The organism is Sphingomonas sp., assembly GCF_017744835.1.
Lineage (GTDB): Bacteria > Pseudomonadota > Alphaproteobacteria > Sphingomonadales > Sphingomonadaceae > Sphingomonas.
In genome coordinates this window covers 391,814-404,902 of the sequence record NZ_JAGIAM010000004.1, presented here as the reverse complement: position 1 = coordinate 404,902, position 13,089 = coordinate 391,814, and the positions used below count along the sequence as shown (strand labels likewise).

Here is a 13,089-nt window from a genome sequence, read left to right as displayed (position 1 = left end):
TTGCCAGCGAAGAGACGTGCGCAACGCCGGGACGGCGTTCAATTTTCGGGCAGCTGCGGCTGGATCGGCGGCGGGGCGGGGCGCTTCATCGCGAGGTCGATCAGCGTCTCGAGCTGGATCAGTCGCTCGCGGGTCTCGATCGAGTGGCGCCGGGCCTCTTCGGCGACGGTCAGCGCCTGCTCGACCTTGTACTGGAGCAAGGTGACCTGCTGGAGCGCGCGCAGCGCGTCGGTCCAGAAGCTCATTGCGTCTTGCCGCCCGAAAGCGCGCCGCGCAGCGCATCCCAGTCGATGTCGGTGCGAGCGAGCAGCGCCTCGCGCGCCTTGGCGCGATAGGCGTCCTCGTCGAACGCATCGGCCTGCGCCTCGGCCGCCTCGAGCGCGGCGAACGCCTTCTCCGTACGCGCATTGGCGGCCTCGAGCTGCGCGAGCAGGTCGCGCATCAGCAGCTTCTCGACTTCGGTCGGCTCCGAATAGCGTTCGGCGGCAGTGCGCATGAAGTCGCTGACGGTCATGTCCGCCGCAGCCGCATTGGCCGCGATCCGCCGTTTCTCGGCGGGCGAGACCAGCACGACGACGCGGCTGGAACGCGGATCGGAAAGCTGGGTAGCCATGTGCATGTACATAACATGCACATGGCAGTGTTTCAACGGTCAGGCGCGCGCGCCGCCCTCGACTACGCTCTCGTTGTAGCGCAGAGCCTTGAGCACCGTATCGACGATATGCTGGGCGTTCAGCCCCGCTTCGTCATATTGCTTCTCGGGCTTGTCCTGGTCCTGGAAGACGTCGGGCAGGCGCATCGTGCGCAGCTTGAGCCCCGAGTCGGTCAGTCCCAGGTCGCTCGCCAGCGTCAGCACATGCGCCCCCAGTCCGCCGATCGCGCCTTCCTCGATCGTCACCGCGACTTCGTGGCTGGTGAGCAGTCGGCGGATCAGCGCCTCGTCGAGCGGCTTGGCGAAGCGCAGGTCGACAACCGTCGTCGAAAGTCCGCGCGCGTCGAGCGCCTCGGCGGCCTTGAGCGCCTCGCCGAGCCGCGTGCCGAGCGAGAGGATCGCGACGGTCTTGCCCTCGCGCACCACGCGGCCCTTGCCGATCTCGAGCCGCTGCGGCGCGGCCGGCAGCTCGACGCCCGTGCCGTTGCCGCGCGGATAGCGCAGCGCGATCGGGCCGCTGTCGTGCAGCGCCGCGGTGTGCGTCATATGGACCAGTTCGGCCTCGTCGGCCGCCGCCATCACGACGAAATTGGGAAGCGAGGCGAGATAGGTGACGTCGAAGCTGCCTGCGTGCGTCGCACCGTCGGCGCCGACCAGCCCCGCGCGATCGATCGCGAAGCGCACCGGCAGGTTCTGGATCGCCACGTCGTGGACGACCTGGTCGTACGCGCGCTGCAGGAAGGTCGAGTAGATCGCACAGAAGGGCCGCATTCCCTGCGCGGCGAGACCCGCCGCGAAGGTGACGGCATGCTGCTCGGCGATGCCGACGTCGAAGCAGCGATCGGGGAACAGCTGCTGGAACTTGTCGAGCCCGGTACCCGAAGGCATCGCCGCGGTGATCGCGCAGACCGTCGGGTCGCGCTCGGCCTCTGCGAGCAGTGCCTGGGCGAAGACATTGGTGTAGCTCGGCGGCCCCGGGGGCGCCTTGGCCTGGGCGCCGGTGATCACGTCGAACTTCTGGACGCCGTGGTACTTGTCCGCCGCCGCCTCGGCCGGGGCATAGCCCTTGCCCTTCTTGGTGACGACATGGACCAGGATCGGCCCATGCTCGCTGTCGCGGACATTCTCGAGCACCGGGATCAGATGCTCGAGGTTATGCCCGTCGATCGGGCCGACATAATAGAAGCCCAGCTCCTCGAAGAGCGTGCCGCCGGTCGCCATGCCGCGGGCATATTCCTCGGCCTTTTGCGCGGCGTCGTGCACCCGGCGAGAAATGCGGCGGATCGCGCGCTTGGCGAAGTTCCGGAGGCCCAGATAGTTGGACGAGGAGACGGTGCGGGCCAGATAGGCCGAGAGCCCGCCCACCGGTGGCGCGATCGACATGTCGTTGTCGTTGAGGATCACGATCAGCCGGTTGCCCGCCAACTCGGCGTTGTTCATCGCCTCATAGGCCATGCCCGCGCTCATCGCGCCGTCGCCGATCACGGCGATCGCCTTGCCCGGCTGGCCGGCGATCTTGTTGGCGACTGCGAAGCCGAGCGCGGCCGAGATCGAAGTCGACGAATGCGCTGCGCCGAAGGGGTCGTACTCGCTCTCGCTCCGCTTGGTGAAGCCGGAGAGCCCGCCGCCCTGCCGAAGCGTGCGGATGCGGCTGCGCCGGCCAGTCAGGATCTTGTGCGGATAGCATTGATGCCCGACGTCCCAGATCAGCTTGTCCGCCGGCGTGTCGAACACATAATGAATCGCGACCGTGAGCTCGACCACGCCCAGTCCCGAGCCGAGGTGCCCGCCGGTCGTGCCCACCGCAGAGATCGTCTCCGCACGCAGCTCGTCGGCGAGCTGGCGGAGCTGCTTGGGATCGAGCTTGCGAAGGTCCTTGGGCGTCTCGACGCTGTCGAGCAGCGGCGTGTTCGGAAGATCAGCCATTCAACCGCCCTTACTCCTCAAGCTTGTTGGTGTCGATTGCCGGCGCTCGTCCGGCGGCGCGCCTCGTCGCAGGTCGCGCCGTGCGGGTCATGAGCAAAAGCTGAGATTTCGGTGAGAAAAGCCGCCGCTCACTCGCAGTCGGCGCACTTGCCCCGTACTTCGATCACCGGCCGCTCGGGCGAGAATCCGGCGTGCCGCGCGGCGGCGCGCACCGTCTTGGTGATCGAATCGTCGTCGATGTGCGTGGTCTGGCCGCAGCTATCGCAGACCAGGAAGATGCAGTCGTGCAGGCAGTCGGGATGCGCGTTGGCCACATAGGCGTTGGCGCTCTCGACGCGACGCGCGAGGTTCGCGCCGACGAACAGGTCGAGGATGCGATAGACGCTGTTCGCGGCGACACGGCGCCCCTCTGCCTTGGAGACCGCCTCGGCGATGTCGTAGGCGGAGGCGGGTTTCTCGAACCCCGCCAGCGCCTCGAACACGCGCTCGCGCATCGAGGTCCACTGCTCGCCGGCCTTCTCCAGCGTCACCTGCGCGGCGCGGGTGAGGTCGGTGCCGTGATGCTCGTGATGGTCGTGCGCATGCATGCTACAGATTTAGGCGCGCGGGCGCCCGCGGGCAAGGCGCGGATCAGTAGGTGGCGCGGCGATTGAGGTCGTGGCCCAGCGCGACGATGCTGACGCCGACCAGCGTCCAGAAGGTCTCGAATCCGCCATGCGGCAGGCTCAGCGCGCCGGCCATGATGCCGATGCCGAAGGCACCGACCACCGCGGGCATCATATAGCCGTGCGAATAGACGCCCTTGCCCAGTGCGAGCACGCCGAAGCCGATCGCCAGCGCCAGCCCGACCTCGTGGATCGCGGGGTGCACCAGCGCGCCGGCGGAGGACAGCACGGTCAGCAGCAGCGTCGTCGCCATGCAATGGACGAGGCACAGGCCGCTCACTCCCATCGCGATGCGATCGAAGCGCGCATCGATACCACCCCAGAATCGGGTTAGCGGGAGACTCACCGGCATGGGCGGCATATAGACCCGATGAGGTCAGGGTACAACATATCATCCGCATATTTCCGCCGCCTGCGGAAACGAGGGTCAGATCAGAGCCGTAGGCCGAAGCGGGGAGCCATCCAGGTCATCGCGGTGTAGAGGACGACAGTGAGGACGCACCCTGCGATCAAGGCGGGCCAGAACCCCGATCCATGCCGAAGCAGCAGCGGAATGAGCAGGAACATCGGGAGCGAGGGGAGGACGTACCAGAAGGTAGCGCTCGCGTGCGCTGCCATGTTCCCGGCGTCTGGCTTCTCGTTCCACAGCCAGATCATGCCCAGCACCGACACCAGCGGAAGCGACGCGATGAGCGCCCCGAAGCCGGGATATCGCTTCGCGAGAGTCGATGCGACTGCGATCAGGATGCCGGAGATGACGGACTTTAGGGCGAGGTAGAGCATGTACCTCAGCTTAGGCGAGGCGAGTTCCACGCGGAAGGCGCCCGGGGCGTATCGACATTCAGCCTAACGTGCTCCCTTCCCTTTTGGGGAGGGGAGATGAATGCGGAGACAACCCAGGCGTCCGGCGCACGATATTGCCGCTTGCAAAATTGGATTTGGCCTGAAACATAACGGGAACGCTCTTTCTCAATCTGAATATAATCGGCGTCTCGCGCGTACACGCGTGCGCCCGCGCCCGCGCGCGCGCACGTACGCACGCGCATCCGCCCGCGTTGGGGTGTCCACTTTGTCCACTTCCGCCGTGTCGACTTCCGGCATCGCACCGCCGGATCGGCCGATGGTCAGGCCCGCTCGAACCGCCGCGATAGTGTGACCTTGGTGTGACCTTTGGTCGCGCAGGATGCGCGGGGCGGCGCGATAGCGTAATGCGCTCCCCTCCCTGAAAGGAAAGGGAGATGAATGTCGATACAACCTAAGCCTTGTGGCGCGATGCCGGCCTTTTCGCGCGGGAAGCGAGTAGGCCGGGTGGCGCTCTAGGGGCACGCCACCCGGCCACGCCTGCGAACCTTCCATCTAGGAAGGGGACCGCCCGCCATCCATCGAAGTTGCGCCGGGTCGAGGGCGTAGTGCGATGGCTTGCACGGACGTCACGCGGGCGATCCGAGATAGTGCGTCTGGGCCGCGTCGGTCGCGTTCACCGCCAGCACCGAGCGCGCATCCGCTGCCGAGCGGAGCCGGCCCTTGCGGTCCGACGCGGCGTCGAGCACGCGGTCGAGCAGGCCCTGGCCCTCTTCCCACCAGCCGATTCCCGACGCGGCGTTGAGATGGCCCTGCGGCCCCGCATCGACGAACAGGCTCCCCCAGCCTCCCGCCAATTCGCGTGCCTTGTCTCGCGAGATCCAGGGATCGTCGCTGCTGGCGACGACGATCGAAGGGAAGGGCAGCGATCGCCGCGGAGTCGGGCCGAAGCCGGCGAGCTCGGGCCGCACGCCTTCGCGGTCCACGTCGGCCGGCGCCACGAGCAGCGCGCCGGCGACCGGCCAGGCGAAGGGTTGCCCCGAAAGTTCGGCCCACCAGGCCACGGCAAGGCAGCCCAGGCTGTGCGCGGCGAGCACCACCGGCGCCTGCGCGCTGCGGATCGCCTGGTCGAGCTTGGTCACCCAGGAATTGCGATGAGGCGTTTCCCACATGCCGAGCTCGACTCGGTGCGTGTCGGGGCGCGACTGCTCCCAGAGCGTCTGCCAGTGCGAAGGGCCCGAGCCGCCGAGCCCGGGGACGGTGAGGACAACCGGGGAATGTTCGTCCAGGGGTGAGAAGATGGACATAAATCCGCTCCACGGGAGGGAATGGCCGGACTCACGATTTAATTCCCATCAATCTAATAGGCAATACTGCTGCGCCGGGTCCGGCGCCCCGTTGCGCCGAAGCGAGTGGCTGCGGCGCCAGGCCGAAAGGCGCGCTTGCAATGTGGGATTTCGCTTGCTGTGCCGGTCGGCCGGCGGTGGCTCCGGCGGCTCTTTGAAAGGTCGGGCGTTTCGCGAAAACCGTGCGGAGGGTGCAAACTTTGTCTACTTCCGGCGTGTCCACTTCCGGCGTTCGCGCGCCACGCTCCGGCAGGATTGCCGGCGCGGAGTGCCGCACCTAAAGGGTCCGGCATGGCCAAGCTCCGCGCCGATCAGATGCTCGTCGACCGCGGCCTCGCCGAAAGCCGCACGCGCGCCCAGGCGCTGATCATGGCCGGGCTCGTCTTCGCCGGCGAGCGCAAGGTCGAGAAGCCCGGCCAGACGCTGCCCGAGGATGCAGCGATCGAAGTGCGCGGGCGCGATCATCCCTGGGTCTCGCGCGGCGGCATCAAGCTGGCGCATGCGCTCGACCATTTCGAGTGGGACGTGACCGGCGCGGTGGCGATCGACGTCGGCTCGTCGACCGGCGGCTTCACCGACGTGCTGCTCAGCCGCGGCGCGGCGCGGGTCTATGCGGTCGACAGCGGCACCAACCAGCTCGCCTGGAAGCTGCGGCAGGACCCGCGCGTGATCGTCCACGAGCAGACCAGCGCGCGCGTGCTCACCCCCGCGCATATCCCCGAGCAGGTCGACCTGATCGTGTGCGACGCGAGCTTCATCGGCCTCGCCAAGGTGCTCGAGGTGCCGCTCGGCTTCGCTGCCCCAAGCGCGCGGCTGGTGGCGCTGATCAAGCCGCAGTTCGAGGCGGGGCGCGAGGAAGTGGGCAAGGGCGGGGTGGTGCGCGACCAGCAAGTCCATGCCCGCGTCTGCCGCGAAGTCGCCGACTGGGTGTCGGCCCAGGGCTGGACCGTGATCGGAATCACCGAAAGCCCGATCACCGGCCCCGAAGGCAATGTCGAGTTTCTCATCGCGGCACAGCGCGGCTGAAGCTATGCTTTTGCAGCTAGGCGAAACTTCATATTAGGTCGCCCCGGGATGAAGGCCCGGGCACGCGCCCCGGCTGGAAAAGGGGGACACATTGAGCGAAATCGCGTCCAAGGGTCAGTTGCGTCTCGCGTATCTTCGTTGGGCGATCGTAACGGTACCGTTCATCCTCCTGCTGGGGTTCGCCTCGGGCCGGCTTGCGCCGAGCGGCAGCGAGAATCCCTGGTTCGTCCGGCTGACCAAGCCCGAAATCATGCCGCCCGACTGGGCCTTTCCTGTCGCCTGGACGATCATCTACGTGCTGCTCGGGCTGGCGCTGGCGATGGTGATCAACGCGCGCCGGGCACCGGGCCGCGGGCTCGCACTGACGGTCTTTGCGGTGCAGCTCGCGATCAACCTGGCCTGGTCGCCGGTGTTCTTCGGCATGCATCAGGTGACCACTGCGCTGATCATGATCGTCGCGCTGATCGTGCTGGTGCTCCTGACCTTCGTGCTCTTCTGGCGCGTGCGCAAGGGCGCGGCGCTGCTGCTGCTCCCCTATCTGGGCTGGCTGTGCTTCGCCGGCGTGCTGAATTACGAGATCGATCGGCTCAATCCCGACGCGGCAAGCCTTGTGCTGGGGCGCGGGGCAGACCAAATGCAGATTCAGTAACCAGTCGATTGGAATTTCGAGATGCAGACCGACAACCGCCTGTTCGACGATTTCGTGAAGTTCGTGAACGGTGCGGCGGGCACCTTCGCCGGCATGGCGCGCGAGACCGAGTCCGCGGCGCGTGAGCGTGCGCGCGAATGGATCGGCGGACTCGACTTCGTGAGCCGCGACGAGTTCGAGGCCGTGAAGGCGATGGCAGCGGCGGCGCGCGACGAGGCCGATGCGCTCAAGGCGCGCCTCGCGGCGCTCGAGGCGCAGCTCGCGGCCAAGCCGGCTGCGGCGCCGCGTGCGAAGAAGCCGCAAGGCGACGCCTGAAGCGAGCGAATTGGCCCACTTCTTGTCCACAGCTTTTCGACAGGCTTGCGAACCGCGTGCTTGTGCCGCGGGAACACGGTTGGCAGGACACCGTTCATCCTGTTCGGCGGTGTGGAGGTATTGATGCTCGACGAAGCGGAATTCGACCGCGACGACGCTGCCCCCATCGACATGCTGGAGAATTACTTCGCCGCGCATGGCTGGACCTATGAGCGCGAAGACGAAGAGATCGTCGCCAAGGTAAAGGGCAGCTGGACCGAATATGAGCTTCGCGCGATCTGGCGCGAGGATGACGGCGTGCTGCAGTTCCTCGCCTTTCCCGACGTGCGCGTGCCCAACGAGCGTCGTGCCTCGATCTACGAGACCATCGGGCTGGTCAATGAACAGCTCTGGATCGGCCATTTCGAGCTATGGTCGGCCAGCGGCATCCTGCTCTTCCGCCACGCCGCGATGATCGACGGCGCCGGCGAGCCGACGCTGACGCTCAACCAGGCCGAGCAGCTCGTCGAGAGCGCGATCGACGAGTGCGAGCGCTTCTATCCGGTGTTCCAGTTCGTGCTGTGGGGCGGCAAGACGCCCGCCGACGCGATCGCCGCGGCGCTGATCGAAACGCAGGGCGAGGCGTGAGCCAGGCGCTCGTCGGGGCCCTTTGGCTCGTCGGCTGCGGCAACATGGGCGGGGCGATGCTCCGCCGCTGGATCGAGTGCGGCGCGGTCGACCCACCGCGCGTCTTCGTCCTCAACCGCCACGATCGCGAGCTGCCCGCGGGCGTGCGGCAGGGCAGGACCTTTCCGGACGAACCGGCGCCCGCCTTCATCATGTTCGGCATGAAGCCGCAGCAACTCGGCGACATCCCGCCGCTCCCCGCCGCGCCCGGCGCGACTTTGATCTCGATCCTCGCGGGCGTGGAGACCGATACGCTCGCCGCGCGCTATCCCGAGCATCGGATCGTCCGTGCCATGCCCAATCTGCCGGTGGCGCTGGGCAAGGGCGTGGTCGCGCTCCACGGCGCGCGCTCGGCGGAGATCGACGCGCTGATGAAGCCGCTCGGCCTGGTCGAGTGGATCGAAGATGAGGCGCTGTTCGACGCCGTGACTGCGCTCGCCGGCTGCGGCCCAGGTTTCGTCTATCGCTTCATCGATGCGCTCGCCGATGCTGGCGCTGCGCTCGGCCTCCCCGCCGAACAGGCCGCGCGGCTGGCGGTCGCGACGGTCGAAGGCGCCGGGCTGCTCGCCGCCGGATCGCCGGACTCGCCCGCCGCGCTGGCCGACAAGGTCGCCAGCCCCGGCGGCTCGACCCGAGAGGGGCTGAACGTGCTCGATCGGGGCGACGCGCTCAAGGCGCTGCTGCGCGAGACGCTCGCCGCCTCCGAACGGCGCAACGCCGAAATGGCCGCCGCCGCGCGCGGCTGACGCCCTCCCACACCCATACGACGATCCGCGGAACGCCCGCCCGCGCGATTTGTTTTGAGTCCGACTCTTTCACCAACGGACAGTTCACGGGAGGCGGACATGGCGACCACCACGGCGACGCGTGACAGCAAGGGACGGTTCAGGTCTTCGGCGTCTTCGGGTTCCAGGAGCAGCAACGGCCGCAACGGTGGCGGCAACGGGCTGGGCATGGTGGCCGGCGCGGTCGCCGGCGGCGCGGCGCTCGGCATCCTCGCGATGCTCGGCCGCAAGGCAGTGGTGCAGGCGCCGACGGCGCTCGCGGGCAATTGGGACGAGGCGCTGGCGGCGGAGCACCAGGCGGTACTCAAGCTGTTCGACGCGCTCGAGGCGACCGACGAGAAGTCGACCCTCAAGCGCAACATGGGCCTCACGCACCTCAAGCACGCGCTGCTCAAGCACGCGGTCGAGGAAGAGAATGTGATCTATCCCGCGCTCCGCGAGATCGGCCAGCGCGACGCGGCCGACGCGCTCACCAAGGAGCACGGCTATGTGAAGCAGTATCTCTACGAGCTGGAGACCACGCCCACCGCCTCGCCCGACTGGATCGCCAAGATCCGCCAGTTCCGTGCCGACATCGAAGAGCACATGCAGGAGGAGGAGACACGCCTCTTCCCGATGCTGCGCGAGCAGCTGAGCGATGAGAAGAACAAACTGCTCACTACGGCGATGAACAAGGAAGGGTTCAAGGTAGCCTGAACCCGGCCCTTGGGGCGAAGGCGCTCAGCGGCGCCCGAGCCCCGAGACGCGCGCCTTCTCGTCCGCCGGCACCAGCCCTTCGAGCACTGCCCAGAAACCGCCGACCGCGCCTTGGCCCGCGCTCGAATAGGCCGACGACATCTTCTCGCGCAACGCGTCGAACAGCTCGGATTCCAACGCCGCGCCCGCCGGCGTGAGCCGCAGCAGCCGCTGGCGCCGATCGCGCTCGCCGGTGCGCGTCTCGACAAGCCCGCGCTCCGACAGCTCGCCCAGCACGCGGCCGAGCGATTGCTTGGTGATCGCCAGGATCGAGAGCAGCTCGCTCACTGTCAGGTCTGGCTTGCGCGCGATGAAATAGAGCGCTCGGTGATGCGCCCGGCCTAGGCCCTGCTTGGCGAGGCCTGCGTCGATCGAGCGCGTGAGATTGGCATAGCCGAAATAAAGCAGCTCGATGCCCCGGCGGATCTCGGGTTCGCGTAGGAACAGCGGCGATGCGGGAATTGTGGCAGCCATGTTGACCATTCTAGCCCCCGGGCCTAGTCGTCCGCAAGCCGATCCGGCCCAGAGTCGGATGCCGATTTCGGGAAGGTGACATGGAAGATACGACGATCCTGGATTTCGAGTTCGAAGCGCACACCCAGCCGGTCAGCGAAGTCGACCGCGCAGCGCTCCTCGCCAATCCCGGCTTCGGCAAGATCTTCACCGATCACATGGCGGTGATCCGCTATACCGAGGGCAAGGGCTGGCACGACGCGCGCATCGAGCCGCGCCGTCCGATCCAGATCGACCCCGCCTGCGCCGTGCTTCATTATGCGCAGGAGATCTTCGAGGGGCTCAAGGCCTATCGCACGCCCGACGGCGGCGCTGCGCTGTTCCGCGCCGAGTCCAATGCGCGCCGCTTCGCCGAATCCGCTGAACGGCTGGCGATGCCGCCGCTGCCCGAGGAGATGTTCCTCAGCTCGATCCGCGAGCTGGTCCGCGTCGACCGCAACTGGATTCCGGAGGGCGAGGGCGCCTCGCTCTATCTGCGCCCCTTCATGTTCGCGAGCGAGACCTTCCTGGGCGTTCGTCCCGCAAAGGAATATCTATACATGGTGATTGCATCGCCGGCGGGGGCCTATTTCAAGGGCGGCGCCCCGTCGGTGACGCTGTGGGTCTCCGAGCATTACACGCGGGCGGCGCCGGGAGGTACCGGGGCGGCGAAGTGCGGGGGCAATTATGCCGCTAGCCTCGTTGCGCAGGCCGAGGCGATCGAGAAGGACTGCGACCAGGTCGTGTTCCTCGACGCCGTCGAGAACCGCTACGTCGAGGAACTGGGCGGGATGAACGTCTTCTTCGTGTTCGAGGACGGCTCGATCATCACGCCGCCGCTCAGCGGCACGATCCTGCCCGGCATCACACGCGAATCGCTGCTGACGCTGGCGCGCGCGGAAGGCATCGACATCCGCGAGGAGCGCTACAGCATCGACCAGTGGAAGGCCGATGCGGCGAGCGGCAAGCTGCGCGAGGCCTTCGCCTGCGGCACTGCCGCGGTGGTGACGCCGATCGGGCGCGTGCGCGGAACCGGCTTCGACTTCACGATCGGCAACGGCGGCCCGGGCATGCTCACCGGCAAGCTGCGCGAGCAGCTCGTCGCGATCCAGCGCGGAACCGCGCCCGATCCGCACGGCTGGGTTGAACGGCTGTTCTAGACGGCTATAAGCCGCCGCTCGTTGGGGCGTCGCCAAGTGGTAAGGCAACGGTTTTTGGTACCGTCATTCGGAGGTTCGAATCCTCCCGCCCCAGCCATCGCTTCCCTCTGATTTCGGCTCTTAAGGTGCTGAAAACGAAGGGGGGACATGGAGAATCTGCCGGCAAATCAATGAGACCGAGTTGGACTCGTTTGGCCCGGATTTGACCGCACTTTTCCCATGATTCTTCACGTGATTTTCTGCGCCGGGGAGCCGACATTGGAGTCGGCACATGGCAAGCAATTCAGGAACTTCGGCGCTCACCCCCGCCGCGATCGACGCGCTTTCCAGGGGAAAACTTCACGACATTCGAACGCCCGGTCTGATGATCGAGGTGCTCAAGAGCGGCAAGAAGGTCTGGAAATACGAACGTCGGCTGGTTGCGGTCGGCGTTCCGATTCGACTGACCTTTGGCCGCTTTCCCGCCCGCACGCTCGCTGCGGCACGCGAATGGGCTGCCGCAATCAACGAGCAAGTCGAGGCCGGCATCGATCCACGCGTTGCCAAGCGCGCCGAGGAGGAGCGGCTGCGCGCCGAAAAGGCGCGCAACGAAATGACTGTCGCCCGGGCACACGCACTCTACATGGCCGCGGTACATGAGGGCCGTGCCTCGCGCGCCAAGCGCAAGAACAAGCCGCGCACCATCAAGGACAAGCTCGATATCTATCGCTGCGACATCGCGCCCGAGCTCGCCAGTAAATCGATCCATCTGGTCACCGAGCGGGACCTGATCGAACTCGTCATAAAGAAAGGCAAGACCGCGAAGGTGCGCGCGAACCGTCTAGCCGGTGAGCTCAAAGTCTTCTTCGGATGGGCTGCCGGCCTGCGCGGCCTCGAAGTGGGACTGGAAGTGGACCCTTCGCGGCGGCTGGGGGACTTACGGTTCTCGGAGATGCCGCGTCAGCGCAAGCTTAGCCTGGAGGAGATCGGCTGGTTCCTGAAAGCCGTAGCGCATGAGGAGCGGGATTTCCGGCGCGGCATGCTCGTGTGGCTTCTGACGGCCGTCCGAATATCGGAGATGATCTGGGCACGCGCCGACGAATTGAACGAAGGTGTTTGGACCATCCCGGGCGAACGGACAAAAAACCGGGTTCCGCACGCAATTGCACTTGGGCCTTGGGGTCGCGCGCTGATGACGACCGATGTTGAATGGGTTTTCCCGGCAGAGCGCGTGGCAGGGCCACGCCGCGCTGGATGGTACAAGGCGCGCGACCGTGTGCTCGCGCGAATGTCTGAGTTTGCCGGCAGGCAGATCGAGACATTCACCCCACACGACTTTCGGCGAACCGCTCGCAGCAACACCAAGCGCATGCGGATCGACTTCGAGACGGCCGAGGCGATGCTGAACCATGTGAAAACGGGCCTTGCGCGCATCTATGACGGCTATCAGCTCGAGGATGAGAAGGCTGCCTGGTTTCTCGCATGGGAGAACGAGATTGCGGGCATCGCGCGGAAATTAGGTGTCGCGGACGCTCTTGAGGTCCCGTCGCTCGTCGCGAAGCGGCATGCCGCGCTCGCAATAGATGCACCGGCGTTAGGCGACATGCTGCGCCCGCACCACATCACCAAGCCGTTGGTTGTGACCCCCAGCGCGGAGAATTGTGACGCGAAGTTGAGCCATTTCAGCGCCGCCGCGCTGCGCGGGGCGGCAGATTCCGATTTCGGCATCGTCCAGCTCCGCCGATGCGAAGGGCAAGGCGCTGGCGAGCTGGGGCACTGACGGGGCGACGTGTTCACCAAGGCGGAACAGGATTCGTGCCGGCGACAGATGCAGGTCACGCGCAACATTTACGGCTCGGGCAGGTTCGCGAGCGTGACCGCCGTCGATCCCC

General features: G+C 66.7%; 16 protein-coding genes and 1 tRNA gene. 9 read left to right on the top strand and 8 right to left on the bottom strand.

Translation table 11 applies throughout. The annotated features are described in order from the left end of the window. Positions 1–38 precede the first annotated feature (38 nt). The 7 genes from J7500_RS14740 to J7500_RS14710 form a co-directional block, all read right to left on the bottom strand. Complete coding sequence (locus J7500_RS14740; protein WP_294062593.1) at positions 39–245, bottom strand: hypothetical protein; 207 nt, start codon at positions 243–245, stop codon at positions 39–41. Further along, complete coding sequence (locus J7500_RS14735; protein WP_294062592.1) at positions 242–613, bottom strand: hypothetical protein; 372 nt, start codon at positions 611–613, stop codon at positions 242–244. The genes J7500_RS14740 and J7500_RS14735 overlap by 4 nt, the downstream gene beginning before the upstream one ends. A 39-nt stretch (positions 614–652) precedes the next feature. Beyond that, positions 653–2,578 (bottom strand): 1-deoxy-D-xylulose-5-phosphate synthase, encoded by a 1,926-nt coding sequence (gene dxs / locus J7500_RS14730; RefSeq protein ID WP_294062591.1) that lies wholly within the window; start codon positions 2,576–2,578, stop codon positions 653–655. A gap of 128 nt (positions 2,579–2,706) precedes the next feature. Beyond that, the gene (locus J7500_RS14725; RefSeq protein WP_294062590.1) at positions 2,707–3,165 is read right to left on the bottom strand and encodes a Fur family transcriptional regulator; all 459 of its coding nucleotides are present in this window, start codon (positions 3,163–3,165) and stop codon (positions 2,707–2,709) included. A 43-nt stretch (positions 3,166–3,208) separates the two neighbouring features. Further along, on the bottom strand, positions 3,209–3,595 hold the full coding sequence (locus tag J7500_RS14720; RefSeq protein WP_294062589.1) for a MerC domain-containing protein: 387 nt from the start codon (positions 3,593–3,595) through the stop codon (positions 3,209–3,211). Positions 3,596–3,675: 80 nt separating this feature from the next. After that, positions 3,676–4,026 (bottom strand): DUF3147 family protein, encoded by a 351-nt coding sequence (locus J7500_RS14715; RefSeq protein ID WP_294062588.1) that lies wholly within the window; start codon positions 4,024–4,026, stop codon positions 3,676–3,678. A 647-nt stretch (positions 4,027–4,673) separates the two neighbouring features. Then, the gene (locus J7500_RS14710) at positions 4,674–5,351 is read right to left on the bottom strand and encodes an alpha/beta hydrolase (RefSeq protein WP_294062586.1); all 678 of its coding nucleotides are present in this window, start codon (positions 5,349–5,351) and stop codon (positions 4,674–4,676) included. Positions 5,352–5,681: 330 nt separating this feature from the next. Here J7500_RS14710 and J7500_RS14705 point away from each other — a divergent pair, with 330 nt between their 5' ends. The 6 genes from J7500_RS14705 to J7500_RS14680 all read left to right on the top strand — a co-directional run bounded on the left by J7500_RS14705 (position 5,682) and on the right by J7500_RS14680 (position 9,527). After that, positions 5,682–6,416 carry a TlyA family RNA methyltransferase gene (locus J7500_RS14705; RefSeq protein ID WP_294062584.1) on the top strand — a complete coding sequence of 245 codons (735 nt, stop codon included), beginning with the start codon at positions 5,682–5,684 and terminating at the stop codon, positions 6,414–6,416. 91 nt (positions 6,417–6,507) lie between these two features. Further along, positions 6,508–7,065, top strand: a complete 558-nt coding sequence (locus tag J7500_RS14700; RefSeq protein ID WP_294062583.1) for a TspO/MBR family protein — start codon at positions 6,508–6,510, stop codon at positions 7,063–7,065. A gap of 21 nt (positions 7,066–7,086) precedes the next feature. After that, positions 7,087–7,380 carry an accessory factor UbiK family protein gene (locus tag J7500_RS14695; RefSeq protein WP_294062582.1) on the top strand — a complete coding sequence of 98 codons (294 nt, stop codon included), beginning with the start codon at positions 7,087–7,089 and terminating at the stop codon, positions 7,378–7,380. Between the two features lie 123 nt (positions 7,381–7,503). Further along, the gene (locus tag J7500_RS14690) at positions 7,504–8,007 is read left to right on the top strand and encodes a YbjN domain-containing protein (RefSeq protein WP_294062580.1); all 504 of its coding nucleotides are present in this window, start codon (positions 7,504–7,506) and stop codon (positions 8,005–8,007) included. Continuing rightward, a complete protein-coding gene (locus J7500_RS14685; protein WP_294062579.1) occupies positions 8,004–8,792 on the top strand; it encodes a pyrroline-5-carboxylate reductase dimerization domain-containing protein in 789 nt (262 codons plus the stop codon). The genes J7500_RS14690 and J7500_RS14685 overlap by 4 nt, the downstream gene beginning before the upstream one ends. A gap of 99 nt (positions 8,793–8,891) precedes the next feature. Then, on the top strand, positions 8,892–9,527 hold the full coding sequence (locus tag J7500_RS14680) for a hemerythrin domain-containing protein (RefSeq protein WP_294062578.1): 636 nt from the start codon (positions 8,892–8,894) through the stop codon (positions 9,525–9,527). Positions 9,528–9,551: 24 nt separating this feature from the next. On the opposite strand, the gene J7500_RS14675 is transcribed toward J7500_RS14680, so the two are convergent. After that, complete coding sequence (locus tag J7500_RS14675; protein WP_294062577.1) at positions 9,552–10,040, bottom strand: helix-turn-helix domain-containing protein; 489 nt, start codon at positions 10,038–10,040, stop codon at positions 9,552–9,554. Between the two features lie 80 nt (positions 10,041–10,120). Here J7500_RS14675 and J7500_RS14670 point away from each other — a divergent pair, with 80 nt between their 5' ends. The 3 genes from J7500_RS14670 (at position 10,121) to J7500_RS14660 (ending at position 12,977) form a co-directional block, all read left to right on the top strand. Next, positions 10,121–11,218, top strand: coding sequence for a branched-chain amino acid aminotransferase (locus J7500_RS14670; protein WP_294062576.1), 1,098 nt, complete (start codon positions 10,121–10,123; stop codon positions 11,216–11,218). Between the two features lie 22 nt (positions 11,219–11,240). After that, a tRNA-Gln gene (locus J7500_RS14665) sits at positions 11,241–11,315 on the top strand. Between the two features lie 174 nt (positions 11,316–11,489). Continuing rightward, positions 11,490–12,977, top strand: coding sequence for an integrase arm-type DNA-binding domain-containing protein (locus tag J7500_RS14660; RefSeq protein WP_294062575.1), 1,488 nt, complete (start codon positions 11,490–11,492; stop codon positions 12,975–12,977). Positions 12,978–13,089 lie beyond the last annotated feature (112 nt).

Coding starts and splice junctions, on each gene's coding strand:
- J7500_RS14675 (WP_294062577.1), bottom strand. CDS start 10,040: ATGGCTGCCACAATTCCCGCATCGCCGCTGTTCCTACGCGAACCCGAG.
- J7500_RS14740 (WP_294062593.1), bottom strand. CDS start 245: ATGAGCTTCTGGACCGACGCGCTGCGCGCGCTCCAGCAGGTCACCTTG.
- J7500_RS14720 (WP_294062589.1), bottom strand. CDS start 3,595: ATGCCGGTGAGTCTCCCGCTAACCCGATTCTGGGGTGGTATCGATGCG.
- J7500_RS14690 (WP_294062580.1), top strand. CDS start 7,504: ATGCTCGACGAAGCGGAATTCGACCGCGACGACGCTGCCCCCATCGAC.
- J7500_RS14715 (WP_294062588.1), bottom strand. CDS start 4,026: ATGCTCTACCTCGCCCTAAAGTCCGTCATCTCCGGCATCCTGATCGCA.
- J7500_RS14670 (WP_294062576.1), top strand. CDS start 10,121: ATGGAAGATACGACGATCCTGGATTTCGAGTTCGAAGCGCACACCCAG.
- J7500_RS14735 (WP_294062592.1), bottom strand. CDS start 613: ATGGCTACCCAGCTTTCCGATCCGCGTTCCAGCCGCGTCGTCGTGCTG.
- dxs (WP_294062591.1), bottom strand. CDS start 2,578: ATGGCTGATCTTCCGAACACGCCGCTGCTCGACAGCGTCGAGACGCCC.
- J7500_RS14725 (WP_294062590.1), bottom strand. CDS start 3,165: ATGCATGCGCACGACCATCACGAGCATCACGGCACCGACCTCACCCGC.
- J7500_RS14680 (WP_294062578.1), top strand. CDS start 8,892: ATGGCGACCACCACGGCGACGCGTGACAGCAAGGGACGGTTCAGGTCT.
- J7500_RS14695 (WP_294062582.1), top strand. CDS start 7,087: ATGCAGACCGACAACCGCCTGTTCGACGATTTCGTGAAGTTCGTGAAC.
- J7500_RS14710 (WP_294062586.1), bottom strand. CDS start 5,351: ATGTCCATCTTCTCACCCCTGGACGAACATTCCCCGGTTGTCCTCACC.
- J7500_RS14660 (WP_294062575.1), top strand. CDS start 11,490: ATGGCAAGCAATTCAGGAACTTCGGCGCTCACCCCCGCCGCGATCGAC.
- J7500_RS14705 (WP_294062584.1), top strand. CDS start 5,682: ATGGCCAAGCTCCGCGCCGATCAGATGCTCGTCGACCGCGGCCTCGCC.